A 24,967-nucleotide genomic window follows, 5' to 3' on the forward strand; every position below is an offset into this window, starting at 1 on the left:
CATATCTTTTCCGTTTCGTTACCCCGATTTTTGGCTCCAACCGTATTATTCGGGGTGATATACAAAGATAATCAAAAGCCCAACAAGTTCTTAATGAACAAGTTGGGCTTTTTCTGAATGGCCCTAATTACCGGGGATAAAGACTTACTTGATATGGTAAATTATGGCTCCACAAAAATTGTGACCATAGCCGACTTTCTGAAAAAATAAATTTAAAGTTTCACAATTACCCGCCCCCGTGCTTTCCCCGCCAGCATCAGTTGTATCTCCTCCTCCAGGCCCTCCAGTGAAACCGTGCGGCAGATAGCGTCCAATCCTTCGGGCTTCCATTCGCCGGCCAGTTTATCCCACAGGGTTTTACGCCAGGCCATAGGGGCTTCTGCCGATTCTATGCCGTACAGGGTCAGTCCGCGAAGAATAAACGGGAATACAGACGTGCTGAAATCAGGGGAGAGGGCCATGCCGCAGGCGGCCAGCGCTCCGTAAGGCTGAATGTGTTTCAGCATGTTTTGAAGCACAGATCCGCCTACGACGTCTATGCCTGCAGAAAACAGCGCTTTTAACAGGGGTTTGGGCGATTCTTCCCAGGTATGAATGACCTCTTTTGCCCCTAATGACCGGAGGTAGGCCGTGGTTTCGGGCCTCCGGGAGAAGGCCACGGTCTCGATACCCAGTTTTTTGAGAATGAGTAAGGCAATGCTTCCTACCCCGCCTGTGGCTCCGCTGACAATGACAGGAAGCTGCGTAAGATCGGAGTTCAGGATTTTATCGATGCTCATGGCGGCTGTAAGCCCGGCCGTTCCCAGCATCATGGCCTCTTTCAGGCTCATGGTTTCGGGCAGGGGTACTGCCCAATGCGCAGGCACCGAGATATACGCTGAAAAGCCGCCCCGGGTATTCATGCCCAGGTCAAAACCCGTGACAATGACCTTGTTGCCTTCCTTAAAATCCGGGTGGGAGGAGCGGACCACCGTGCCGGCGGCATCAATGCCGGGTGTATGAGGATAAAAACGGGAGATGCCCTTGTTCCCGTTAGCGGAAAGGGCATCTTTGTAGTTCAGGGAAGAGTACGCCACCCTGATCAGCAATTCGTTGGTACCTGCTTCTTCAGGGCCGGTCTCTTCTATTTTCCGGGTTACTTCACCCGAAGCAGAGACAGAGACCGATAACCTCCTGAAAGAACTCATTGATTTTTATGTTGAAGCGCTGCTTTGACAAAGCTCACAAACAGCGGATGCGGGTTCATTACCGTACTTTTCAGCTCGGGGTGAAACTGTACACCCACAAAGAACGGATGCCCGGGCAGCTCGATAATCTCGGCCAGGCCGGTGTCAGGATTGGTGCCGCTGAACACCATACCGCTCTGCTCAAAATCAGCTTTAAATACGTTGTTGAACTCCCAGCGGTGGCGGTGCCGCTCGCTGATCCGGCTTTTGCCGTAGATGCTGCGGGCCAGGGTTTTATCCTGGATTTTACAGGCATAGGCACCCAGTCGCATGGTACCGCCTTTGTTCTCCACATTCTGCTGGTCGTGCATCAGGTCAATCACCGGGTGCGTGGTGTTGGTCTCCATTTCGGTAGAATGGGCATCTCCCCAGCCTATTACGTTACGGGCGTATTCAATTACGGCCATCTGCATGCCCAGGCATATTCCGAAGAAAGGTATTTTATTTTCCCTTACATACCTTACCGTGGCTATTTTTCCCTCAATTCCGCGTTCACCGAAGCCCGGGGCCACCAGCACCCCGTCAAGGCCTTCCAGCAGTTCGTTGACGTTATCAGCATCTATTTTTTCAGAGTGTATCCACTTCAGGTTTACCTTGCATTTGTTCATTACCCCGCCATGAATAAAGGCCTCCACTATAGACTTATAGGCATCCTTTAGCTCGATATACTTGCCCACCAGGCCTATATTCACCTCGTATTCCGGGCTTTTGAGCACTTTCAGGAAGCTGTTCCATTTGCGCATGTCAGAATCTGTACCGTTATAGATATCCAGCATGTACAATACCCGGTGGTCCAGCTTTTCCTGGGCCATCAGTACGGGAACTTCGTATATCGAATCGGCGTCAATGGCCTCAATGACCGAAGGAACCTCCACATTACAGAACAGGGCAATCTTCTTCCGGATCTCTGCCGGAAGCGGGTGTTCGGTACGGCAGACAATGATATCGGGCTGAATACCCGACTCCTGCAGCATCTTTACCGAGTGCTGTGTAGGCTTGGTCTTCAGCTCACCGGCTGATTTCAGGTAGGGCACCAGTGTGAGATGAATGGTCAGCATATTTTTCTCACCCAGATCCCATTTCAGCTGGCGTACCGCTTCAAGAAAGGGCAGCGACTCAATGTCGCCCACGCAGCCGCCGATCTCCGTAATAATGATGTCATACGCCCCGGTATCACCCAGCTGGCGGATGTGCCTTTTGATCTCATCGGTAATGTGGGGAATAACCTGAACGGTTTTGCCCAGGAAATCGCCTTTACGTTCCCTGGTCAGCACATTATAGTAAATCCGCCCGGTGGTAACGTTATTGGCCTGGGAGGTGGGAATGTTCAGGAAACGCTCGTAATGACCCAGGTCGAGGTCGGTTTCAGCACCGTCTTCGGTAACATAGCATTCCCCATGCTCATACGGGTTGAGCGTGCCCGGGTCTACATTGAGGTAGGGGTCCAGTTTTTGAATGGTTACAGAAAATCCGCGTGATTGTAATAGTTTGGCTAATGATGAAGCTATGATGCCTTTTCCCAGCGACGAAGCTACTCCTCCGGTCACAAAAATATACTTCGGCTTACTTTTTTTCCCGCTCAATGGCATATCGATGATGATTGATTACGGGATACAAAGATAGCACATTTTTTCAGGTTTGGAAACAAGATTTTTATTCAAAAAAACAGTAAATTGCCTGTTGGCGCATTAAGCCTTTGGTTAGTAAGGTTTTTGCCGGCTTTAACATTTTTTAACGCTGAACCGGGCACCGGAATTCTGTATTTTATCGTTTAAATTTTTGATTTAACACCATATAATACACTTATGAAAGGGTTTTTGCTATTTGTTTTTACTGCTTTGTTCGCTTACCCGGCGGTGAGCCAGGTGACGCCCAATCCGCCTGTTGAACGAAAATCGGCTAAAAATGTATTCATCAACAAAATAGAAATTACGTCGGAATACACCGTCTTTCATATGCAGTTTTACGATAAGTCAGACGAAGGCGATTTCGACCGGTTCATGAAGGAGAACCCGGAAATAGGACGGCGGCTGAAAGATATGGGACTGGACCGCGGGCAGGCTCTGAAGATGTTTCGTGACCGGATGAGCATGGGGCAGACCATCAGCTTTCAGCCGGGCTCACGGATAGTGCTGCCTGACGGCCGGCAGTTTAAGTTTATTAAAGCCGTTAACATACCGGTTTCTCCCGAACGGCAGGAAGTAGAAACCGGGAAAAAGTATTTCTTTAAGGTATATTTTGAACGTATCCCGGCCGGGTTTGAGAAAATAGACCTGATCGAGTACGATGCAGACGCGGAAGGCACCTTTCAGTACTGGAACTTTAACGGCATAAAGATCAACAACCCGAAAGACCGCAAACCTGCTCCGGATTCACCGGTAGAAGAGCCGGTGCTCAAAGCCGAAGACTTCCGGGTATACGGCCGTATCCTGAATGCCGCTACGGGCGAGCCCATCAATGCCAAAATTATTTGTTCGGGCAAAGGTACGGGTGAAGTGATCGACTCGCTTCAGACCTCCCGCACCGGGAAATACGAGTTTTATGTCAATGAAAACGAGGTCAGCTTCGATGTTTCCGCTCCGGGCTTTGCACCGCTCACCGAGGCCCTTAACCTCAGGCTTTTCCTGAAATCGGGCAGTTTTGAAAAAGATATTTACGTAGAGCCGGATGCCCGTGAGGCGGCTGAAGAAGAGCCTGCTGTGACAGAAGACACACCTCCGGCTGCTATCGGGGAGCGTCTGAACGAAGAAGCTACGGCCTTTAAGCTCGATAAAGTATATTTTAACCTGGGCCAGGCGGTGATCCTGCAGGAATCGTATGAGCAGCTGGACAACCTGGCCGCCTACCTGAACGCGCATCCTGATCTCAAAATCCAGGTTGAAGGCCACACCGATAACCAGGGCGATCCTGCGGCCAACCAGAAGCTTTCTCTTGAACGGGCCTTCAACGTACGCCGGTACCTGGTTGAAAAGGGGGTCGACGGCAAGCGTATCCGTTTTAAAGGTTATGGCAGCAGCCGGCCCGTATCGCCGAATGACACCGAAGAGAACAGGAGCAGGAACCGCAGAGTGGAATATAAGATAGTGAATAACTAACAGTGAACAACTAACAGTGAAGGAATTAATGTACCTTAACTATTTCACTGTTCACTGTTAGTTATTCACTGTTCACTATCTTACTCCTCCTCTCCGAATCTTCCTCCGCCAATGCTCTTTCCGAAGAAAATAGCATTCAGGAACAGCTTGTTGGTGCCGTACCAGAAGGCCCGGAAATTCGGGTTATCGGTGAAGTTGATCACCTGGCCGCCCCCTACACGCTGGGCTACTACTGCCGGGCTCTTGCGGATGCGCTCCAGGTTTTTAGGATGCACATATCCCGCCATCAGGGGATTCTCGGTAAACATCACCGGGGTGTTGAAGGCATTCTGCGTATCTTCAAAAACCGTATTGTTCACTTTGAAAACGGGCAGGTACAATTGCTTATAACCATAGCAAAGCGGGTGAGAGATATCTATTTTCGTTTCAAAGATGGTTCCGGCAGTAGACATGGCCCCGTTAATGTTGGCCTGCTCTGCATACGGAAGCTTTTTACCTTTGGTGTCGGCAGAAACGCCTGCTTTGAAGGTGGCTGATCCGATTTTATTCCGGGAAGCCCACGTGGCGCCGTCGCCCAGGGCAATCAGCGTTCCGCCGCTTTCCACGTAGCTTTTGATCTTTTCGGCCGACAGGTCAAAATACCGCCCGTTATTCAGTACAATATGGCTGTACCGGCTTAAATCCATGCGGTTCACCTGGCTGATATCTGAAAAAGTAAGCGGAAGGTTCACCCTTGTATCCAGCAGGTGCCATACTTCACCGGCATCGTTGGCATCTACGCCGTCACCGGTGATCATCAGCACCTGGGGTTTTTGCATCATTTTGAATTTTTCACTGCCCAGGTTGATTCCTTTTTGGGTCAGGCCCGTTGTCTGGGCGTAGAAGGTGATGCCGTCACGGGCAGCCAGGGTTTCCAGCAGGCCGCGTACGTCTTTACCGATCACCTGCACGGTACCGTAGCTGAATTCTTTTTCCTTGCCGTCGATAAGCACGGTGAAGGGTTCGGTAGCGTATTTTAAGGTATATCCTTTGGAAAGTAATTCATAGGCAGCTCTTGACGCAAAGTAGCTGTCCCATTCGTAAAGATAGGCCAGCGGACTGGTTCCGATCACTTTACCGGCCGGGAACGGGTTGTCTTCTACTTTCTGGCCGACACCCACCGCTCCTTTTACTTCCGCATACGGCACGTTCATGCACAGCGGGGTGGTCCAGGCCGAGATATCGTAGAAGGCGCTGTCCTGGAAAGTGGTTCTCTTCTCAAACATCGAGGTGATCAGGCGGTGCTGGGGCTGGTCCATCGGAACCACGTAGCCATCTTCCCTGCTGAAGTCAAGGCCATTGATTTTCTCGGTTTTGGCTAACCTGAAAACATCGATCTGGTTTCTTTTCAGCATGTTCACCATCTCCCAGGTGCTTACGGGGTCATTGCTGCCTCCGAACACATAAGCTTTGATGTCGCCGGTGGCTTTCTGGCTGTAAAAATCCCGCTGGTGCGCCAGCAGCTCTTCTCTCAGCTCCTTACCGGCCTGCAGGGTAGAGAGGGTAGTCACAAACTGGTTTCTTACCGCAAACGGGAAGCTCAGGAGCCCGTTAACGCTTTCCTGCAGATGCCCGCGTGAAGAGGCCTGCTCAAACAGGATACCGATAGAACCGTTAACATCGGGCAGGGTAGAGCCTTTTCCGTAGTAAAAATCATCGTAATTCTCTTTGGTATAATAGGCCGAGCCTATCTTGTCCAGGGCTTTGGCATGGTAGGTGCCTATTTTCGCAGTAAGATCAATATTGCTCTTTGGCGTTAAAGGGTGCGTTCTGGCCGGTATGCCGGGCTGGAAGAAGAACGTGGAGTTGGTACCCATTTCATGATGGTCTGTCAGGATATTGGGCCGCCAGTCGTAGAACTTCACCAGCCTTCCGCGGCTTTCCGGAAGCTGCTGGTACAGCCAGTCGCGGTTCAGGTCAAACCAGTAGTGGTTGGTACGGCCATTGGGCCAGGTTTCGCGAAATTCACGGCTGTTGCCGTCAGAAACCAGCGTATGACTTTTGTTGCTGTTGACCCAGGTAGAAAACCGGGTGCCACCGTCAGGGTTCAGGCAGGGATCAACCAGGATCACCGCATCTTTGAGCAGAGCATCGATCTCAGGTCCCTGGGCTGCGGCCAGGTGATAACCGGCCAGGAGCGATGCATTGATGGCACTGGCTTCGTTGCCGTGTACCGAATAGCCCATCCAGATCACTACAGGCATGTCTTTGATTTTTAACCCTTTTGAAAGATCAGGGTTGGTGAGCTTTTTGTGCTCGGCTTTGATGTCTTCAAGGCGGGCCAGGTTGGCAGGTGAAGTAAAGGTCACCAGCAGCAGCTCACGGTTTTCGTAGGAGCGGCCGTAGGTTTCTACTTTCATGCGGTCAGAATGCCTGGCCAGCTCACGAAAATAAGCCTGTACTTCATAGGGCGTGGCGTGCTGCTCGCCCACTTCGTACCCCAGGAATTCTTTCGGGGTAGGAATCTTGCTGTCATAGGCCTGCCCCTCCGGCAGGTAGTACTTCAGGTTTACCTGCGCCATGGTGCTTAACTGCAGGCAAAGAAAAAAGAGGAATAAGAAAAACTTCTTCATATAGGACTGACTGGGCTTTGTTAATTAATTGCTTTCGAAAAATAAGAAAAGAAGCCCGTTTTAGAAAAGGGATGTAGACGATTGACCGAATTGTAAAGTCGAATCGGGTGCTGTTTCCGGATCGTTGCGGGCCTGCCCGTCTTCCGGCCGGGAAAAGGCTGAAGAACGGGTCCGAAATAGTATAAAAAAGGAATAAACTTGACTTTTCCTTATCGGAGCAAATGATTATCCGGCTAATTGGAATGTTTCTCAATAAGCATGTGTAATTTTACCCTGGAAAAACCAGAATGCCAATGCCAGTTTCAAAACCGATAATACATTCAGATGTGGTGCTGATCGGCGCCGGAATTATGAGCTCTACCCTGGCTTCAATCCTGAAGGAACTGAACCCGGATATCTCCATCCATATCCTGGAAAGGCTGGATGCTCCCGCAGCAGAGAGCTCCGATGCCTGGAATAATGCAGGTACAGGTCACAGCGCTTTGTGTGAGCTGAATTACACGCCCGAAAAAGAAGACGGGACCGTGGATTGCACAAAGGCGGTGAAAATCTTTGAACAGTTTGAGACTTCCCGGCAATACTGGGCTTACCTGGTCAAAAAAGGCCTGATAGAGGCTCCGGAAGAGTTTATTCATACCATTCCGCACATGAGCTTTGTGTTTGGTGAAAAGAATACCGGTTTCCTGAAAAAACGGTACGAGGCCCTGCGGCAATATCATTTCTTTGAGGGGATGAAATTTACCGATGATGCCGAAAGAATCAGGAAATGGGCCCCCCTCATTATGGAAGGGCGCGACGAGAACGAACCGGTAGCGGCTACCCGGGCCGAATGGGGCACCGATGTGAACTTCGGAACACTGACCCGTAAGATGCTCAAATACCTCATGTTTGAAAAAGGGGTGGTGCTCAAGCTGGCCCACGAGGTAAAAGATCTTACCCGTATGGAAGACGGGAAATGGAAGATAGTAGCGAAAAACCTGACCACCGACAGCAAGACCGAATTTCATGCCGGTTTTGTGTTTATTGGTGCCGGCGGCGGCTCACTGCCCCTGCTCGAAAAATCAGGCATACCCGAAGGCAAAGCCTACGGGGGCTTCCCGGTGGGCGGACAGTGGCTGCGGTGCACCAACAAAGAAGTGATCAGCCGGCACGATGCCAAAGTATACGGGAAAGCGGCCGTGGGAGCACCGCCTATGTCTGTACCGCACCTGGATACCCGGTTTATTGACGGAGAGCGTGCCTTGCTCTTCGGGCCATATGCCGGTTTTTCCACGCGTTTCCTGAAAAACGGATCGCTGCTTGACCTGCCCGGTTCTATCAATACCCACAATATTTTACCGATGATCAGGGTGGGCCTGGATAACATGGACCTGACCAAATACCTGATCAACCAGGTGAGCCAGTCACAGGAAGAGAAGGTGGACGCCCTGAGAGAATACCTGCCCAATGCGCAGTCGGAAGACTGGGAGCTGGAGGTTGCCGGACAGCGGGTTCAGGTCATCAAAAAAGATAAAAAGGAAGGCGGGATCCTGGAATTCGGTACGGAGATCGTGAATTCGGCCGATGGCAGCATGGCGGCCCTTTTGGGGGCTTCTCCAGGGGCCTCAACGGCCGTAGCGATTATGCTGGAGCTGATCAGCCGGTGCTTCCCCGACAAAACAGAAGCCTGGAAACCGCGTTTGGAAGAAATGATCCCTTCGTACGGAAAGTCGCTTCTGAATGATGTGGCCCTGTTTAGGGCTGAACACCTGGCCACGGCAGAATTGCTGGGCATTGAACCGGCACCTATTGCAAAAACCGCCTGAGTAACGGGAAGCAGCAGCTTTAGCTTTTAAACTGCTGCTCTACGTTTTTGAAAAGAATATTGAAGGTGGTCATGCTGCCGTAGCATCTCGAAATATACTGCTGGATATCTACTTTGGCTTCATCGCTGAGATCTGAAGCGTTTACTTTTTGCTCCAGCACGCGCAGTTTGTCCCGCATCATCACTATTTTATGGAAGAAGGCTTCCACCGGGATTTCCTTGGAGGCCATCCCGGGCTTACCGGGTTCGAGGATCATCTTACCACCGGTCCATTTTTCCGCCAGCGGAACTATCTCAGTGGCATCCATCCACTTCTGCAGTACTTTGCCGAGGGTCCTTTCCACATCAGCAAGGCTCACCAGGTCATTGCTGAGGGGCACGCTTTCTATCACTTCCAGGGCGGTATCTGTTTTTACCCTTCTTGTACCGCCGGCTATAAAGGTGATCTCATACCCCTCTGACCGCACGCTGATCACTACTCCGTCGCCGTACTCCGGATGCCTTACTCTTGAACCGATTCCCAGAATTTCCATGTAATTTGATTGATTAGGGACGCAAAGAAAGGGAAAATGGGTAAAAGATAAAAGTTAAAAGTGATAAGTTGCGGAATGACCATCGCCGCAGTTAAAATACACTGTGTGTAAATGCAATGTACCTTAACTTTTAGTTTTTAACTTTTAACTTTTCACTTCCTTTACTGGTTATTCTGCTGGTTAAGAATCTCTATCGTGCGGGCTTTCTCTGCTTTGTCTTTCTGGTAATTGATGTCGTAAGTGGTAGGCTGCCGTACTTTGGAGGCATACGGGTTTTTCTCCAGGGCGCCTTCTACCTGGCGGATGAACGAAAAGACCATTTCATCTTTCAGCCCCTCGTCAAGGGCCAGGTTGTAGTAATTCAGGGCCTTGTTGAGGTAGTCGGCGGCACCTTCTTCGGTACGGCTGGCAATGGCGCGGCGCTTCATCTGGTTGGCCATTTCCAGGGTAAGAACAGGCAGCAGGCCCCGGTTGGGGTCATAGGGGTTCAGCGTCAGCAGCTCTTTCATATGGTTTTTGGCGGTTTCGTATTGCTGGAAAGCCCGGTAGTCTTCGGTCTTTTTCCAGTGAAACATGGCCCGTGAGCTGTTTTTTATCTGATTTTCAATACTATAATCCCCCTGGTAATCGGGTGTTTTGGCGAGGTTTCTGTACAAAAAGAAGGCATCCCAGTACCGGCCGGCCTGGTAATATTCATCTGCCTCAATCTTCTGGTACTTCAGGTAGTCGGATTGAGCAAAAGTGGTCAGTGAAACAAATGAAAAAACGGCTATAAGCGCTGTTCTCATGATTCAGGGTTTTACGTTTAAAGCAATGTATTTTTATATGCAAATTATCTTCGTTTTTTGATTTCTAACGTATAGCTTTAAAAAAAATTTTGTTGTATAGTAAAAAATAGCGGTTGATTAGTTTCGAGGAGTGGATAGCCGGTTTTGAAACCGATATAAAGTTTGCCAGCTGTCGGAAAGGGGAGGTGCCGCCGGCCGGCCATATAGTAGTGTGGGAAGACCAGTGGCGGTTCAGGCAGGAGATCGTGCGTTCACGGGTGCTGTCGAAGCTGGGTTTGCTGGAGCGGGTGCCCGGCCGTTTGTGCTATATACAGCGTATTTCCCGGCCCGTGGCCGATGCCTTCCTGGAAGAGAATCACCTCCAGGGAAGCACGGTTTCGAAGATCAAATACGGGTTGTTCCTTCCCGGAAAATATTTCAGGGTATTGAAAAAACCACCGGCCGGTACCGATCTGCTCATGGCCGTGATGACCTTCTCCGGGCCGCGTTTGTTCCGTGACGGCACGCGCTCGTACGAGCTCATCCGGTTTGCCGTTCGCTGTAATTACCATGTGCAGGGGGGCTTTTCCCGCCTGCTGCATTGTTTTATCCGGGAGAAAGACCCCGATTCCATTATGACGTATGTAGACCGGGAATGGTATTCCGGCGGCACCTATGAAGCGCTGGGGTTTGAGGCTGCCGGTGAGCTGCCGCCCATCGGGTATACGGTAGATGAAAAGGGCAGGCGTTCACCGGCTGAAGGCCCGCACTACGATGTAATCAACCAGGGAAGCATAAAAATGATATGGAAGAAGCAATCCCCGTAATCCTGGGCCCCACGGCCTCCGGCAAGACTTCACTGGCCGTGGCGCTGGCCGGGCGTATAGAGGCGGAGATCATTTCAGCCGACTCACGCCAGGTGTACCGGGGCATGAACGTGGGAACGGGCAAAGACCTGAACGAGTACGGCGCAGTTCCGTATCACCTGATCGATATCGTTGACGCCGGTGAAAAATATAACCTGGCGCGTTTCCAGGACGATTTTCAGCAGGCAGTGGAAAAAATACGGGCTAAAGGCCATCAGGTTGTGGTCTGCGGCGGCACCGGCCTTTATATTCAAAGCCTGGTGCAGGGCTTTTCAGATACGTATATCCCGGAGAATACAATGCTGCGGCAGGAGCTGGAGGCACTGCCCGAGGCCGAGCTTGACCGGCGGCTGGATGCCGGCCTGCCCTCTACCCGCAAGCGGAAGATCCGAGCACTGGAGATAGCGGCATTCAGAAAGGCACATCCGGATATGATTTTCCCTGAACGGGAAAAGTATGATTTCAGCCTGTTCGGGCTCGACCCACCGGTTGAGATAAGACGGGCCCGGATCTCGCGGCGCCTGCAGCAGCGGATACAGCAGGAGGGCATGATAGCGGAGGTGGAAGGACTCATGGCCGCCGGGGTCAGTGCTGAGGTGCTGGACTATTACGGCCTGGAATATAAGTACATTACCGCCTTTCTACAGGGCCTTTTGCGCTACGATGAAATGTATGCCCGGCTGGAAACCGAGATTCACCGGTATGCCAAACGGCAGATGACTTTTTTCAGGAGTATGCAAAAAAAAGGGATCGCTATTGACTGGATCCCTTTTGAGCTTTCTCCGGAGGAAAAAGCAGAGTATATAATGGAGCGCAGGTAAGAACCGCGCTATTACGTGTAGCTCAATGGCTCCCGGAGGCGGCCAGGTAGCGTTCCGCGTCCAATGCCGCCATACACCCGGTACCGGCTGCCGTAATGGCCTGGCGGTACACGTTATCCTGGGCATCGCCGCAGGCAAAAACCCCCGGTACATTGGTTTTGGAAGTTCCTTTTTCCACCAGGATATAACCGGTTTCGTCCATGTTGAGGTAACCGGAAAAAATCCCTGTATTCGGCTGGTGGCCTATAGCTACAAAAAAGCCGTGAACATCGATCACCGATTCTTCACCGCTAACGTTATTTTTTACCCGTACGCCGGTCACGCCGTCGCTTCCCAATACCTCCAGGGTTTCGGTGTTGAATAGAATCTCAATGTTAGGTGTATTTTTGACCCTTTCCTGCATGATCTGTGAGGCCCTGAATTCGTCTCTTCTGACCAGCATGGTTACTTTTTTACAAAGCTTGGAGAGGTAATGAGCCTCTTCGCAGGCGGTATCTCCGGCACCTACAATGGCAACCTCTTTGCCCCGGTAAAAGAAACCGTCGCATACGGCACAGGCCGAAACGCCCAGGCCGTTCAGGCGGGTTTCCGACTCCAGTCCCAGCCATTTGGCCGAGGCGCCGGTAGCAATGATCACGGTTTTGGCAATGATTTCCTTATTTTCATCAATGATCACCTTATGGGCCAGCGGGGTAGAAAAGTCTACGGCTGTGGCCAGTCCGAACCGGTTGTCGAGCCCGAATCTTTCCGCCTGTTTTCTCAGGTCTTCCATCATGGCCGGTCCCTGTATGCCGTCAGGATAGCCCGGAAAGTTCTCTACGTCATTGGTGATGGTCAGCTGCCCGCCGGGCTGCATTCCCTGGTACATAACGGGCTTAAGTCCTGCTCTGGCAGCATAAATGGCTGCGGTGTATCCGGCAGGGCCGGAACCTAATATTAAAACTTCTGCGTGTTCTTGAGTCATTTGATAGTTTGTTCTATAAAGAAAAGGATTTTTGAGGCCGCAAAGTTCGTAAATTCTGAAGAAAAAAGCTCAGAGTACCTTTAGTTCTATTCTGCGGTTCAGCTGGCGGTTGGCTTCGGAGTCGTTTTTGACTTTGGGCTGGCTTTCGCCGTACCCTTTGGCTACCAGGCGGTCAGCCGATATTCCCTTCCCTTTGAGATACTCCACTACGGCCGCTGCCCGGCGGTTCGACAGCTCCAGGTTGTCTTTGTCGTTGCCCACATCATCGGTATGGCCCGAAATCTCCACGCTTAGCCTGGGGTTAAGGTTCAGCATTTCGGTGAGCTTTTTAAGTTCAATGTCCGATTCGCTGCGCAGCCGGGCCGAGCCGGTGTCAAAAAAGATATTGTCCAGGGTTTCCTTTGTCTCCTTCTCTATTTTGGTGAGATGGATGTCCAGCTCCTTGTTTTCGTTCCCCTGCTTGAAATCAAACTTCAGGCTTTTGAAAAAATAACCGGGCGTTTCAATATACATGATGTACTGGCCTTCTTCAGGCAGCACCGACATGTAATCGCCGGTTACCGGGTCAGAAAGGAAACGCGATACCCGTTCACCGGTACGGCTGTTGACCAGCTCAACGGTAGAATAGAGGGGCTTCTGGGTTTTGCTGTCTTTGATATATCCTTTGATGTAGTAGATCCGGTCAAACTGCGAGGCCAGCTCCTGCGGCACCTGGAACTCGTATATAAAGGTCTGGTCTCCTTCCTGCTTGGAATAGAGAGCCGACTTGCCGTCAGCCGAGATGAAAAGCCCCGATTCATCGCCGGCGGTGTTGATGGGGTAGCCCAGGTTAACCGATTCTGCGCCGAAGTTTTCCCGGATGCTGGTCATGTAGATATCGTGATTACCGAGGCCTTCCCGGCCGTTAGAGGAGTAAAACAGCGAGGAACCGTTGGCATGCACGAACGGAGATACTTCGTTTTCGGGCGTATTGATGTTGGAGCCCAGGTTAACGGCCCGCGACCATTTCCCGTTTTCGTCCATGGTGCTCATCCACAGGTCTTTTTTCCCGAAGCCGTACGGGCGGTCGGAAGAAAAAAACAGCTTTGAGCCGTCAGGAGAGAGGGAAGGCTGGGAATCCCAGTAAGGCGAATTGACAAAGGGGCCCATATTTTCAGGCTCGGTCCAGGTGTCGCCTTCGCGGCGGGTAATGAACAGGTCGCAGCTTCCGAACGACTTCCGGCCCTCACAGGAAGTAAAAACCATGATCTTGCCGTCGGCAGAAATGCTGCACGTGCCTTCGTTGTTCGGGGTATTGATGTTCTGCGCTATAGGTGCAGGCGTTTCCCAGTTGCCGTTGACTTTGCGGGATACATACAGGTCTTCGTCTTCGTTTCGCGTGATAGCGGTAAAAATAAGGGTATTGCCGTCGGCCGTAAGTACCGGGAAATATTGTTTCTGCCGCGCATTGACCGTGGCCGTCAGCTTCTCCGGGCGGATATTCAGCGGGTTGGCCATGGCTTTTATGCTCATATCGGCCCGGCGTATCTGCTTCTGGATCTGCTGGTATGCCAGGGCATTTTTATTGGTATTTTCAAGGGCGGTCGACAGGTATTTCCGGGCCTCTTCGTACCGGCTGGCTTCCAGTAAGCGGGCCCCCAGGTACATATATGCTACCGGGTAATTTACCCCGGCAGTATCAAAACGAATGGTTTTCTGGTAGAATTCCACGGCTTTGGCCGTGTTACGGAACGACTCGTAGATCTGGGCGGTCCGGTAATACGCCAGCTGGCTGGTGCTGTCGCGCAGAAAGTACCGTTCAAAATTGGCGAGGGCTTCGTTGTACTTCCGGAGCCTGAATTCTTTTTCTCCCTGATCGAGGTAGAGCAAGGCTCTTTTATCCTGTGTAAAAGCGGGTGTAAAAGCCAGGAAGAGGAAAAGAAGTACCCAAACCTGTCGCGCCATAAGAATAAAAAGTTTTTATATGAAATAGCTGTGAGCAATTGGCTGTCAGCTTAAATTTTATACATATGAGAAACGTCCCGCCGGCCTGTCAAGTATATTCTACCGGGAAATACATCTGAAAGACGCCGGAATCTATTAATTTTGAGCATCAAATATAGTACGGCTGACGGAAAATTATGGAGGAGTATTACGGATATTTTAAAGCGTTTCATATTGTAGGATTTGTATCGTGGTTTGCGGGGCTGTTTTACCTGGTGAGGATGTTTGTATACCATGCCGAAGCTGACGATAAGCCGGAAGCGCTGCGTGCCGACTGGAAAAAGCAGTTTACTCTCATGCAATGGCGGGTATATAAGATGATTGCCACGCCTGCGCTGGTCATTACCTGGGTTTGCGGCCTTTCTATGCTGACCATTAACCCGGCCCTGCTGCAACAGGGATGGATGCACGTAAAATTAACCTTGCTTTTCCTGCTGGTGGCCTACCATTTTTACTGCCGCCACATCATTCGCCTGCAGGAGCAGGGCACAGACCGGAAATCTTCCATGCATTACCGCCTGTTGAATGAGTTGCCCACGCTCTTCCTGGTAGCCATTGTTCTGCTGGCCGTTATGCGTAACCTCATTGATTTTGCAAAGCTTTTTGCGGGTGTGCTGGTTTTCGGGGTGGTGTTGTTCGGGTTGGTGAAGGCATATAAAAGGAGGCGGGAGAAGGTTAAACGGTAAAACGGGTGTGGGAATTATCCTTTAGCCCTGTACATATCCAGGCCCATTCTTCCGGCGAGGTCTAAAATAAGATTTATTTCTCTTTTTGTTCCTTTTTTTACTACTAAAAAATTCATTTTGCAGAAAGTATATGTTAGCTGAGTATTACCATAATATACTAAAAGAAAATTCGAATTTTCAAAAAATGAAACCTTTTTCCGGCACTTACTCCACCGAAAAAGTATACGTCCCGCTCAGCACCTCCAGCACCGCCGTATTTCCCTCTTTTTTGACAAAAGTTACACCCTGTATTTTTGTTTTGGATGCCGCCTTTCCATCAAATACCACTTTCCCGGATTCTTTGATCACCGGGGCGGTTTTCCCTTCCAGCGGCAGCTGCACGCGGGCGGTGCTGTTGGCGGGAACGGTGCACTTCAGGGTAAATTTTTCAGCGGTTTTGTCCCAGCGGCTGCTTATTTTCCCATAAGGAGAAAGGTAAGACGCTTCTGCCCATTGCAGGTTGCCGGCGGGCATCGGGGCCAGCAGGAAGTGCTTAAAGCCCTCGCTGGCCGGATCGCGCCGTATTCCGGCCAGGTATTCATAAAACCATTCGCCCAGTGAGCCGTAAGCAAAATGGTTCCGGGAGTTCATCCCCTCCGGCTTTTCTTTGTCAGAATTCCATAACTCCCACATGGTGGTGGCACCGTTGTCGATCATATATCCCCAGGAAGGATACGTGCGTTGCGTAGCCACTTTGTAGGCCAGCTCGTGCTGGCCCGCTTCGCTAAGGGCCGGTAGCAGCATTTGTGTGGCAATAAAGCCGGTGCTCAGGTGATTGCCTTTTTCAATAACATTTTTCGTGATATTTTCCGCTACAGCTGTTTTTTCAGTGGCAATTCCCAGGCTCAGCGGGATCAGGTTGGCTGCCTGGGTCCCGCCCAGGTAGTTGTCCGTACCTTTATCGTAATACAATTCATTGTACCGGGCAGCGGTTTTTGCCGCAATAGCGGCATATTTTTCAGCATCCGGCTTCTTTTTCAGGATACCCGCTATTTCCGACAGCAGCCGGTTGGAGTAAAACTGGTAGGCACCGCCGATAGGCTTGGAAGGCGAGGCCTCTACCGGTACCCAGTCACCATAGCCATACCAGGCCTTGTCGCCTTCACCGCTCTGGAAGTGGTAAATGCCGTACTGCCGGGTTGAAGGGTGGTTGTTCATGTATTCTACCCAGGCCTGCATGGCAGCATAGTTCTCTTCCAGGATGCGTTTGTCGCCGTAAAAACGGTACATCTGGTAGGGTACAATGACTACGGCGTCACCCCAGGCCGGCTTAGACGGACCGCCCACTACTATTTTGGGATTTACGTCATAAACGTATCCCGAAGAGTGCTGCCCGTCTGCAATATCCCGCTCCCATTTGGCAAAAAATGCATTCGTATTCATACTGTAGGAAGCCGTGGGGGTAAAGATCTGGGCATCGCCCATCCAGCCAAGGCGCTCGTCGCGTTGCGGGCAGTCGGTAGGTACATCCATCAGGTTGCCCTTCAGGCTCCGTACGGTGATGGCGTAAATCTTGTTGAGGAGGTCTTCGCTGCAGGCAAAGCTGCCGGCCGCCGGGAGGTCAGAATGAATCACCTTTGCCGTAAAAGTATGCGTATCCGGCTTTTTGGAGAGCCCTTCCACTTCTACGTACCGGAACCCGTGGTAAGTGAACCGGGGCTCCCATTCTTCTGTACCGTAACCTTTAAAAATGTATTTATCCGTAGGCCTGATGCTGCGCAGGTTGGCCTGGTCGGCCAGGCCCTTGTCGGTCAGCAGCTCGGCAAACTTCATGGTGAGCTCTTTGCCGGCTTTGCCTTCGGCTTTCAGGTGTACAAAGCCTACCACGTTTTGCCCGAAATCAAGCACGTAACGGCCCTTCTTCGGTTCGGTGATGGCTACCGGATGAAGCTCCTCCGTTATCCGTACCGGCGGAGAGGGCGACGCTGTCAGCCGGAGGGCTGCCGTACTGAAGATGTCTGCCTCTTCTGCCTTGTTAGGCCCCGGCTGGTCACTGAAAAGGGTGGTGGTATTCGATTCCGTATCGAGCAGCGAGGCCTTCACCCAGTTATTGCTGTTTTCAAGGCGGGCATCGTACACCTCGCCGTCATAAAGGGTGTTCGAAACAAGGGGCGAGAGCCTGGCCTGCCAGGTGTCATCTGAAACGATAACCTGCTTTGTACCGTCGTAAAACTCCAGCTCCATCCGGAACAGCAGCCGGCAGGGCCCCTGGCTATACGAGAACTTGCCGCCGCCCCAGCCCAGGCCGCTGCTCCACCAGGCATTGCCCAGGGTAACGGTGATAAAATTGGTGCCGGAAGTCACCTCTTCTGCCGGGATCTCGTAGGTCTGGTAATGCAGGGTTTTGAGGTAGTGGGTCCAGCCGGGAGTCAGCACTTCATGGCCTACTTTTGACCCGTTAAAGCTGAGGTGATAGGCACCGAGCCCGGTGGCATAGATCCTGGCTTTAACTACCCGTTTCTTTACCGGGAATTCTTTTTGGAGCTCTACCGATTTCGGCGGTTTGCCTTCAGTAGCTTTCATGCCGATCCAGTGTGCCTGCCAGTCTTCTTTCTTTAACAGGCCCGTTTCAAACCAGGCCGCCTGGCTGAATACTTTATTCTTCTCATTCCAGACCCTTACTTTCCAGTAATACCGTGTACCTGACTTGAGCACCTGGCCTTTGTAGTCAATCCAGGTGCTCTGACCGGTCTTCACCACGCCCGAGTTCCAGATATTTCCCTGGTTTTTGGCCAATGTTTCTTCTTTATCGGAAACCAATACCTGATAAGCCGTTTGCCGGCTGTCGCGGGCCGGGCTGTTCAGCTGCCAGGAGAACCGGGGGGTGGTCACATCTATGCCGAGCGGGTTTTCTGCATATTCGGTCCTGAGATTTTCTACGGTTTGGGCAGAAACAGAGAAGCAGGTCAGGAAAAGGAAGAGTATTTTTTTCATCGGTATAAATTTTCGCTTTCAGCTTTATTCGCCGGCAGTACCGTCATTATGGTATTCTGAGCGGTAGCTTAAGGTTGTTGTTAAATGAAATCAGTGTTTTACGATCTGCTTGACAATGCCGCCCTGCGGTTCGCGAACCGTTTGGGTAAAGATAAAGGCCTTGGGGTCTATATCGTAAACGGTATCTTTCAGGCGCCGCACTTCGAGGCGGGTGACCACGGTAAAGATAATGTCTGCTTCGGTGCTTTTGGCGAAAGAATCTTTCATAAATCCTCTTTCGCCCTTATAGATGGTAATACCGCGGTCAAGCTCCATCACCAGGGCTTTTTTGATGGCCTCGCTTTCGCCGGATACAATGGTTACACCCGTGTAGGCTTCAATGCCTTCAATGACATATGTAGTGGTCTGGCCGGCAATGATGTAGGTCAGTATGGCATACAAAGCCGTTTCCACCTTCATAAAGATGGCAGCAATAATAAAGATAACGATATTCATGCCCAGGATGACCTCGGTAATTGAGAAGCTGCTTTTTTTGGTGGTCATCAGCACCAATACTTCCATGCCGTCAAATGTACCGCCGCCCCGCATACCCAGTCCTACGGCAATACCCATAAAGAAACCGCCGAACATGGCCACCAGCAGCTTGTCGTGGGTAAGCTCAGGGAATTCCACAAACTGCATGGTGAGCGCAATCAGCACCACGGTCAGCGTGCTCCTGATGGCAAAGTTCCGGCCTACCTTATAAAGAGAAAGCAGGATAAAGGGTACGTTCAGCAGGATGAGCACCACGCCGAGGTCCCAGCCGTAAATTTCGTAAAGCAATATAGATATACCGGTTACCCCGCCGTCAAGAAAGTGGTTGGGCACGAGGAAACTTTTAAGGGCAAAGCTGGCCGAAAGCACACTGAGAATCAGGAAAATAACGTCAGAGACGGTAAATAAAGGGCCTTGGTGCTTTAAAGACATGTTTTGGTTAATTTTGATTTGATCTTCAGCAGGTTCTCCGCTTTTTTTGCATCCCTGTTTTTTCGGGAGGTTCCGGTAAAATAACGATGGTTTTCCAGGAATTTTACCTGGAGCGCATTCCATTCTTCTTCCGTTTTTACCGCACCGGAATGAAGAAGCTCCCGGAAGAGCCGGTTTCCTACCGTAAAGAAATCATCTCTTCCCAAATAATCCAAATCTGCATCGGCCAGAATTTTCTCAGCCGGGGTTTCTGCATGCTGGGGGAGGCGGGTAGCCAGGATCATCTTTTTGATTTCGCGAATGGCCGCATCCGGGTACCCGTACCGGGGCAGGTATTCTTCCGCCAGCCGGCAGGAACGTTCTTCGTGGCCTTCGGCAGCAAACAGGAAGCCGGTGTCATGAAACAGGGCGGCCGTTTTAAGCAGGGTGAGCTCATTGCCTGCTATGCCTTCTCCCGCAGCAATTTCTTCTACCGCCCGGATCACATCACGCACATGCGCCGTATTGTGGTAGTACAGGTGAGACGGAAGCTCCCCGGAGAGCCGTTCCATGATGTCTTTTTCCAGGGCAGCATAGTTCATAACCCACTACCGGATATTTTTCAGCTGCATCTTTCCTTTTGCCGGTGAGGTAATGGAGATACCCGTTTCGGTAACTTCTATCTTTTTGTCGGCCGCCATCTGGATATTGTAAGCCGAATCAATCCCGCTGTTTTCCCAGTGATCTTCCGAGAGGTAAATCCGGTTACCGGTAATGGCCATCACGCTGTAGCCTCTGCCGTTGCCGTCAAAAGGTCCGAAAATAAGGGAGGTCAGGATAACGGGTTCTTTATTGGTACCTGTGGCCTGGGTATCTTCACCTTCTTCCACCACATCCCATTCGTTAAAGCCTATGGCATTGCGGATGGCGATGACCAGGGCCGGCACGTCTCCGGCATTTATCCCCCTTGCACTAAGGATGGCCTCCAGCTCTTTTTTCCGGTTAGCCGAAAGCTCTTCTGCCTTGGCTTTCCCGTAAGGAGCAAAGTCATCATCTGCCGGAAAATTGTCGTTGAGCGCAGCCGTGCTGTCGGTAAGTGAAGATAAATCGTCGATATCGGTATCTGTATTTTGGGCGGTATCGCAGCCGGCCGTCAGCAGTACAAGACAGAAAATTGCCTTTTTCATGTTGCAAATAAATTATTTGTCAAAAATACGTATTGGTATTCAATACGCAAAATGCGAAGCAGGGTTAAAAAATCAGTTATGGGTTTCCGGTTCGGCCGTTCCCCAGAGAATCCAGTGGTTCTGATCAATAAATGCGGGGAAACGGTGGAAGTTTCCGGCCAGCATCTGCAGCTCGCCGGCTTCCAGGTTGCGGAATGCGTAACGGGCGCCGTCTTCATCCAGCAGGGTCAGGTAACCGGACTTACTACAGATATCCCATCCGAATGTAAAAGTAATGATTCGTTTCATATCCATGCAGGTTATTGAAGATTTTCCCCCCATCCCCCTCTCCCGGAGGAGAGGGGTGCTCCCTGGAGCAACCCGCGTGGATCTACCAGCGCAGAGGAAGAGGGGGTCCGGTACTCCGGTATAATTGGAATTTAATAGTGGCAACCTTGCAGAACCAGCAACCTGTTTGCTGATTCAAAGTGTATGGAAATAGCCATTCTGTTTCCGGTGCGGCAAAATGTTCCGGGTTGTTCTAAGCCCGTCTTCCCCCGGAAAATTCCTCTGCGATGTGCGGAGGTTTAGATTATAGCTATTTCAGAGGTTGATTAATTTGCTCACCGCAAAGTTACGGGAGTTTGGGGCCTTGTAAAATACCCATTTTGGGGTATTTTTTAGAAGAAATATACTGTCTTGACAGTATAAAATCGATTCAAAGGAAGGGATAAATCAGGCTGGAGCCCGGATTGAGGAAAAAATGCGGGATATTATATCCCCTGTTCTCCAGGAAGTCAGTAAGGATTTGCAGGCGGTCTTTACCGGGAGCAGGGGGCTGCATCAGGGCTTCGGCCAGCAGGGTGCAGCGCGACATGCCGAAGCTTAATTCGGGGTCATACGGGTTTTCAGCAAAGCCTACTCCCGGCCGCAGGACCCGGGTGAATAACGGTACGGAAGGATAGGGGAAGACGTCATCCGGGAGGCTCCGGATAAGCGCACAGACCGGTCCGAGAAAGCGGTAATCGGTATACAGCACAAAAGGATCGGTACGGTGGATATGCCGGGTTTCGTATACACATTTGATAACAAAAGGCACCCGGGCCCGGTTGAGGCTGCCGGTCAGGTAATTCATCAGGCGGAGGCTGCCGGCTATGCCCGTATTAAAATAAAACCGGAGAACAGCTTCGTGGAAAAAGGCAACGGGTGCAGCACTGTAGGCATAGTAAAAGGTTTCTTCCACCCTTTCTTTCGGAAAATACACCCAGGCCTCATCCCCGGTTTTCTTACCGCCGGGAAGCAGGTACATGCCCGGCTCAAGCTTCAGGCGGTGGCTGCCTCTTGATGCGGTATAGGGAACTTCCTGCGTTATTTCCAGGGTATAGCCTTTACGGATGCGGTTGCGCGACAGGTTATTCTTTTTCAGCTCCTCCAGGAAACAGCGGTCTTCTTCGTCCTTGGGCGCATGAAACCGGTAAAACTGCTCGTAGAGAAGCCGGGTAAGCTGCTGCTGAAGGAGGGCTTTGTCTTCTTCCGGGCTGTGGGAGCCGAACGCCATGAAGTTGAGCAACGGCCGGTCATTGAAAATGATCTGGCCAGACCCTGTAACCTGGAGAGCGTCTGCAATATGGCTGAGAATATCATGCATAATTTTTAAACAGGAAGTTAAGGTATCTGTCGGGTGCCAGCAGCAGGTCGGTTGCCAGCCGCAGCTCGCCCTCACCGGGTGTACGCCCGTTTTCAGCCAGGATGGTAAGCATTTTCAGGCCTGTATATTGCACCAGGCGGCGGGCATCCTGCTCTTTCCATTCTTCCCGGTAGGCAGCGGTAAGCAATTGCAGCGGCCCGGACTGGTCTGCTATGTAGCTCCTGAGCGCTACCGGGAGGGGATAAGCTGAGCTGCCGGACGGGAGAGCATAGCAAATGAGAGCGGCGAGATCCCAGAGCGCGTCGCCGGTTGACATTTTCTCCCAGTCGATTATTTTGATCTCTCCCCGCTTATTCACCAGGATATTCCCCGGCTTGAGGTCGTTATGGAGGATGTTCAGGGGATCCCACACGTCGTTGAGCCCAAGGATCGCCGCCTGCAGGCTGCTGTTCCGGAGAATGTACTGCGTGATTTTCCCGTTGTTTTTCCACTCGCTGCGATGCATCAGGGGCGGCCGCTGGTCATTGGTGGCAGCATGTACGGGGATGCGCCCGATCCGGGCAAGGGCTGCAGCTGTTTCAGGCCGGTGCCCGGCCACCAGGTCAACGGGCCGGTAGCCTTGCAGCAGCTCTGAAACCGCTATGGAATATACCGGATCATAGTGATACAGGCGGGGCAGGAGCGGTGCTACCGGTGTAAAGCCGGGGTGGGAAACGCTGGCCTCGTAAAAGGCCATTTCAAAAGAAAAAGCGGCCTTGTCGTATTCCCCTCCATGGCAAAGTTGTTTAATAAAGAACTTTTTCCCATTTTTATGAGTCAGTTGAAAGCTCAGGTTTCTTGCCAGAAGAACCTTAACCGTATAAAACTCTTTTGAAAACTCGTGTATGTCCAGGAACCCCCTCAGGAAGAGGTAGAAACCAACATTCTCTTTGGTTAAAATCAGTTCTTGTGTCATTTTGCCTGCTGGCTTCCCGGGGTGTATCCGCCTCAGAAACCGATTCGTTGAAGGTGCTGTACCGTTCAGCTGTTCAAGATACGGTAAAGATACGTATCCTGAATGAAATAGGCAGGAAATATTACCGTGCAGGCATGCCTGATTCGGCAATTGCATACTTCGGGAAAAGTTTGAAGCTCAAATCTGTCAACGATGTGGAGCGCTGGGAAATACTGAGCTACCTGGGCGTATGCCATGTCATGAAAGGCACGCATCCGCTGGCGCTCAATTATTACCTGCAGTCGCTGGCTGTGGCCAGGGCTTTGGGAGATTCGCTGCGGGTGAGTGGAGCTTACCGGGGTATAGCCGACAGCTATTCGCGCCTGAACAAGCCGGAAACGGCTGTGTTGTATTACGATAAGGCCATCCGCTATTTGAAAGAGCAGCCGGGAGCGTTCAAAGAATATGCAATAGCTTTAAACAACAAGGCCAATAACCTCCGGAGGGCAGGCCGGTACCGCGAAGCCCTGGAAATCTATGAAAATAACCGGGCCCGGCTTGAGCAGGCTCTCCCGGAGCAGGGCGTAGCCAATGCCTACGAAGAGATCGGGATCTGCTATACGTACCTGAAAGAATACCCCGAGGCGGAAAAGTACCTTCTGAAATCGCTTGAGCTCGCCGGTACCTCCCCGGATGACCTGAAGCTGCTGGTTACCATCTACTATTCGCTGGCCGATCTCTATTTCCGGTGGGACGGGAAAACCGAAGCCGCCAAACGGTATGGCCTGCAGGCTTTTGAGCTGTCGAGAAAAAATAATTTTGATACCGTCCTGTTGTCGGTCTCTGAGCTGATCTACAAGATCTACAAAGCCGAAGGCAACCGGGAAAAAGCGCTGTACTTTCACGAGGTTTTCATGGAAGTGAAAGATAAAAATTACAAAATAGAGCAGGAGAAAGCCGAACAGGCGGTACGTATGGAGTACGAGAATTCCATCGTGAAAGAACAGAATCTGCGGCAGTCGGAAAGAATTCAGCTGCAGGAGCGGCTACAGTACATGCTGGTGGGGTTTCTGCTGGTGCTTTCACTGCTGTTTGTGCTGCTTTACCGGAGCCGGAAAAAGATCAGCCGTCAACAGCAGATGATACAGGAAAAGAACGAAGAGCTTGCCGGTTTTAACCGGAAGCTGGAACAACGCGTAATCGAAAAGACCCGTGAGCTGGATGCCATGAACCGCGACCTCGTGCGGCTGAACAATGAGCTGGTAGAGTCTATTGTAAAAGGACAGACCATAGAAAGGAAAAGAGTGGCGGCAGAGCTGCACGATAACCTGGGAAGCCAGCTGGTGGCGCTGAAGTGGCTGTACGGTAACCTGGAATCGGAAACAGACCGGGCGGAGTTTGACAGGAAATACGGGCAGATCAGGGAGCTGATTGACAGGAGCTACCGGGCTGTCAGGGAAATTTCGCACAACATGCTGCCGGAAGAGTTTGAAGAGAACGGGCTGGCCGGCGCTACGGTCCGTTTGCTGGATAACGTAAACGGTTCGGGCAAGATAAAATTCAGGGCTGATTTTTCTTCCTACAACGGCCTGGAAAGAAAAAAGGAATTTGAAATTTACCATATCCTGATGGAGCTGACCACCAATACCCTGAAGCACTCACGTGGACACGAAGTATTGCTGGTAGCCGAGTCTACGGGCGCTTCGGGAGCATGTATTCAATACCACGAAGACACACCCGGCAACCCCTACATCGAAAACCGCGAGGGAAAGGGAATGAAAAACATAGAAGACCGGGCTCTCCTGATCAGGGCAAAAATAGGGATATTCAGTAAATAGAATTGAAATCGGTTGTTGAATAATTTTTTGACAGCCGATTTTGTTTTTTTAAAGAAATGCTAGCCAGAGATTTTGCTGATGGGATACTATGTTGTTGTCAAGGGCC

At 51.2% G+C, this 24,967-nt stretch carries 20 protein-coding genes; 6 read left to right on the top strand and 14 right to left on the bottom strand.

The window, feature by feature from the left end:
- Positions 1–212: 212 nt before the first annotated feature.
- Both AB2U10_RS18525 and pyrG read right to left on the bottom strand, forming a co-directional pair.
- A complete protein-coding gene (locus AB2U10_RS18525) occupies positions 213–1,187 on the bottom strand; it encodes a YhdH/YhfP family quinone oxidoreductase (RefSeq protein WP_367916576.1) in 975 nt (324 codons plus the stop codon).
- On the bottom strand, positions 1,184–2,815 hold the full coding sequence (pyrG, locus tag AB2U10_RS18530; protein WP_367916577.1) for a CTP synthase: 1,632 nt from the start codon (positions 2,813–2,815) through the stop codon (positions 1,184–1,186). Before pyrG ends, AB2U10_RS18525 begins: the two co-directional genes overlap by 4 nt.
- Positions 2,816–3,031: 216 nt before the next feature.
- Between pyrG and AB2U10_RS18535 the strand changes: the two genes are divergently transcribed.
- Entirely contained in the window at positions 3,032–4,321 is a 1,290-nt protein-coding gene (locus AB2U10_RS18535) for an OmpA family protein (protein ID WP_367916578.1), read from the top strand.
- Between the two features lie 80 nt (positions 4,322–4,401).
- Here AB2U10_RS18535 and AB2U10_RS18540 read toward each other — a convergent pair whose 3' ends face one another.
- Positions 4,402–6,933 (bottom strand): M14 family metallopeptidase, encoded by a 2,532-nt coding sequence (locus AB2U10_RS18540; RefSeq protein ID WP_367916579.1) that lies wholly within the window; start codon positions 6,931–6,933, stop codon positions 4,402–4,404.
- A gap of 293 nt (positions 6,934–7,226) precedes the next feature.
- On the opposite strand from AB2U10_RS18540, the gene AB2U10_RS18545 reads away from it, so the two are divergent.
- Positions 7,227–8,738: a malate:quinone oxidoreductase gene (locus tag AB2U10_RS18545; RefSeq protein ID WP_367916580.1), complete on the top strand. Its 1,512-nt coding sequence runs from the start codon at positions 7,227–7,229 to the stop codon at positions 8,736–8,738.
- A gap of 19 nt (positions 8,739–8,757) precedes the next feature.
- Here AB2U10_RS18545 and AB2U10_RS18550 read toward each other — a convergent pair whose 3' ends face one another.
- Both AB2U10_RS18550 and AB2U10_RS18555 read right to left on the bottom strand, forming a co-directional pair.
- A complete protein-coding gene (locus tag AB2U10_RS18550) occupies positions 8,758–9,270 on the bottom strand; it encodes a DUF8685 domain-containing protein (protein WP_367916581.1) in 513 nt (170 codons plus the stop codon).
- Between the two features lie 161 nt (positions 9,271–9,431).
- Positions 9,432–10,058, bottom strand: a complete 627-nt coding sequence (locus AB2U10_RS18555) for a hypothetical protein (RefSeq protein ID WP_367916582.1) — start codon at positions 10,056–10,058, stop codon at positions 9,432–9,434.
- Positions 10,059–10,171: 113 nt separating this feature from the next.
- On the opposite strand from AB2U10_RS18555, the gene AB2U10_RS18560 reads away from it, so the two are divergent.
- Positions 10,172–10,864 (top strand): hypothetical protein, encoded by a 693-nt coding sequence (locus tag AB2U10_RS18560; RefSeq protein ID WP_367916583.1) that lies wholly within the window; start codon positions 10,172–10,174, stop codon positions 10,862–10,864.
- Complete coding sequence (miaA, locus tag AB2U10_RS18565) at positions 10,843–11,724, top strand: tRNA (adenosine(37)-N6)-dimethylallyltransferase MiaA (protein ID WP_367916584.1); 882 nt, start codon at positions 10,843–10,845, stop codon at positions 11,722–11,724. Before AB2U10_RS18560 ends, miaA begins: the two co-directional genes overlap by 22 nt.
- A gap of 22 nt (positions 11,725–11,746) precedes the next feature.
- On the opposite strand, the gene trxB is transcribed toward miaA, so the two are convergent.
- On the bottom strand, positions 11,747–12,688 hold the full coding sequence (trxB, locus tag AB2U10_RS18570; protein WP_367916585.1) for a thioredoxin-disulfide reductase: 942 nt from the start codon (positions 12,686–12,688) through the stop codon (positions 11,747–11,749).
- Positions 12,689–12,757: 69 nt separating this feature from the next.
- Entirely contained in the window at positions 12,758–14,632 is a 1,875-nt protein-coding gene (locus AB2U10_RS18575) for an OmpA family protein (RefSeq protein WP_367916586.1), read from the bottom strand.
- Between the two features lie 176 nt (positions 14,633–14,808).
- Here AB2U10_RS18575 and hemJ point away from each other — a divergent pair, with 176 nt between their 5' ends.
- Complete coding sequence (gene hemJ, locus AB2U10_RS18580) at positions 14,809–15,357, top strand: protoporphyrinogen oxidase HemJ (protein WP_367916587.1); 549 nt, start codon at positions 14,809–14,811, stop codon at positions 15,355–15,357.
- Between the two features lie 204 nt (positions 15,358–15,561).
- Here hemJ and AB2U10_RS18585 read toward each other — a convergent pair whose 3' ends face one another.
- The 7 genes from AB2U10_RS18585 to AB2U10_RS18615 all read right to left on the bottom strand — a co-directional run bounded on the left by AB2U10_RS18585 (position 15,562) and on the right by AB2U10_RS18615 (position 23,044).
- Positions 15,562–18,330, bottom strand: a complete 2,769-nt coding sequence (locus AB2U10_RS18585; RefSeq protein WP_367916588.1) for a family 78 glycoside hydrolase catalytic domain — start codon at positions 18,328–18,330, stop codon at positions 15,562–15,564.
- Positions 18,331–18,420: 90 nt separating this feature from the next.
- The gene (locus AB2U10_RS18590) at positions 18,421–19,296 is read right to left on the bottom strand and encodes a YitT family protein (protein WP_367916589.1); all 876 of its coding nucleotides are present in this window, start codon (positions 19,294–19,296) and stop codon (positions 18,421–18,423) included.
- Complete coding sequence (locus AB2U10_RS18595; RefSeq protein ID WP_367916590.1) at positions 19,287–19,877, bottom strand: HD domain-containing protein; 591 nt, start codon at positions 19,875–19,877, stop codon at positions 19,287–19,289. Before AB2U10_RS18595 ends, AB2U10_RS18590 begins: the two co-directional genes overlap by 10 nt.
- Before the next feature lie 6 nt (positions 19,878–19,883).
- The gene (locus AB2U10_RS18600) at positions 19,884–20,462 is read right to left on the bottom strand and encodes a hypothetical protein (protein ID WP_367916591.1); all 579 of its coding nucleotides are present in this window, start codon (positions 20,460–20,462) and stop codon (positions 19,884–19,886) included.
- Positions 20,463–20,534: 72 nt separating this feature from the next.
- Entirely contained in the window at positions 20,535–20,750 is a 216-nt protein-coding gene (locus AB2U10_RS18605; RefSeq protein ID WP_367916592.1) for a hypothetical protein, read from the bottom strand.
- A gap of 409 nt (positions 20,751–21,159) precedes the next feature.
- Positions 21,160–22,089, bottom strand: coding sequence for a T3SS effector HopA1 family protein (locus AB2U10_RS18610; protein ID WP_367916593.1), 930 nt, complete (start codon positions 22,087–22,089; stop codon positions 21,160–21,162).
- Positions 22,082–23,044, bottom strand: a complete 963-nt coding sequence (locus AB2U10_RS18615) for a phosphotransferase (RefSeq protein ID WP_367916594.1) — start codon at positions 23,042–23,044, stop codon at positions 22,082–22,084. Before AB2U10_RS18615 ends, AB2U10_RS18610 begins: the two co-directional genes overlap by 8 nt.
- Between AB2U10_RS18615 and AB2U10_RS18620 the strand changes: the two genes are divergently transcribed.
- Positions 23,038–24,861, top strand: coding sequence for a tetratricopeptide repeat-containing sensor histidine kinase (locus AB2U10_RS18620; protein WP_367916595.1), 1,824 nt, complete (start codon positions 23,038–23,040; stop codon positions 24,859–24,861). The genes AB2U10_RS18615 and AB2U10_RS18620 overlap by 7 nt on opposite strands.
- Positions 24,862–24,967: the final 106 nt, after the last annotated feature.

It is taken from the genome of Leadbetterella sp. DM7, from assembly GCF_040829825.2.
GTDB lineage: Bacteria > Bacteroidota > Bacteroidia > Cytophagales > Spirosomataceae > Leadbetterella.

Coding starts and splice junctions, on each gene's coding strand:
- AB2U10_RS18525 (WP_367916576.1), bottom strand. CDS start 1,187: ATGAGTTCTTTCAGGAGGTTATCGGTCTCTGTCTCTGCTTCGGGTGAA.
- pyrG (WP_367916577.1), bottom strand. CDS start 2,815: ATGCCATTGAGCGGGAAAAAAAGTAAGCCGAAGTATATTTTTGTGACC.
- AB2U10_RS18535 (WP_367916578.1), top strand. CDS start 3,032: ATGAAAGGGTTTTTGCTATTTGTTTTTACTGCTTTGTTCGCTTACCCG.
- AB2U10_RS18540 (WP_367916579.1), bottom strand. CDS start 6,933: ATGAAGAAGTTTTTCTTATTCCTCTTTTTTCTTTGCCTGCAGTTAAGC.
- AB2U10_RS18545 (WP_367916580.1), top strand. CDS start 7,227: ATGCCAGTTTCAAAACCGATAATACATTCAGATGTGGTGCTGATCGGC.
- AB2U10_RS18550 (WP_367916581.1), bottom strand. CDS start 9,270: ATGGAAATTCTGGGAATCGGTTCAAGAGTAAGGCATCCGGAGTACGGC.
- AB2U10_RS18555 (WP_367916582.1), bottom strand. CDS start 10,058: ATGAGAACAGCGCTTATAGCCGTTTTTTCATTTGTTTCACTGACCACT.
- miaA (WP_367916584.1), top strand. CDS start 10,843: ATGGAAGAAGCAATCCCCGTAATCCTGGGCCCCACGGCCTCCGGCAAG.
- trxB (WP_367916585.1), bottom strand. CDS start 12,688: ATGACTCAAGAACACGCAGAAGTTTTAATATTAGGTTCCGGCCCTGCC.
- AB2U10_RS18575 (WP_367916586.1), bottom strand. CDS start 14,632: ATGGCGCGACAGGTTTGGGTACTTCTTTTCCTCTTCCTGGCTTTTACA.
- hemJ (WP_367916587.1), top strand. CDS start 14,809: ATGGAGGAGTATTACGGATATTTTAAAGCGTTTCATATTGTAGGATTT.
- AB2U10_RS18585 (WP_367916588.1), bottom strand. CDS start 18,330: ATGAAAAAAATACTCTTCCTTTTCCTGACCTGCTTCTCTGTTTCTGCC.
- AB2U10_RS18590 (WP_367916589.1), bottom strand. CDS start 19,296: ATGTCTTTAAAGCACCAAGGCCCTTTATTTACCGTCTCTGACGTTATT.
- AB2U10_RS18595 (WP_367916590.1), bottom strand. CDS start 19,877: ATGAACTATGCTGCCCTGGAAAAAGACATCATGGAACGGCTCTCCGGG.
- AB2U10_RS18600 (WP_367916591.1), bottom strand. CDS start 20,462: ATGAAAAAGGCAATTTTCTGTCTTGTACTGCTGACGGCCGGCTGCGAT.
- AB2U10_RS18605 (WP_367916592.1), bottom strand. CDS start 20,750: ATGAAACGAATCATTACTTTTACATTCGGATGGGATATCTGTAGTAAG.
- AB2U10_RS18610 (WP_367916593.1), bottom strand. CDS start 22,089: ATGCATGATATTCTCAGCCATATTGCAGACGCTCTCCAGGTTACAGGG.
- AB2U10_RS18615 (WP_367916594.1), bottom strand. CDS start 23,044: ATGACACAAGAACTGATTTTAACCAAAGAGAATGTTGGTTTCTACCTC.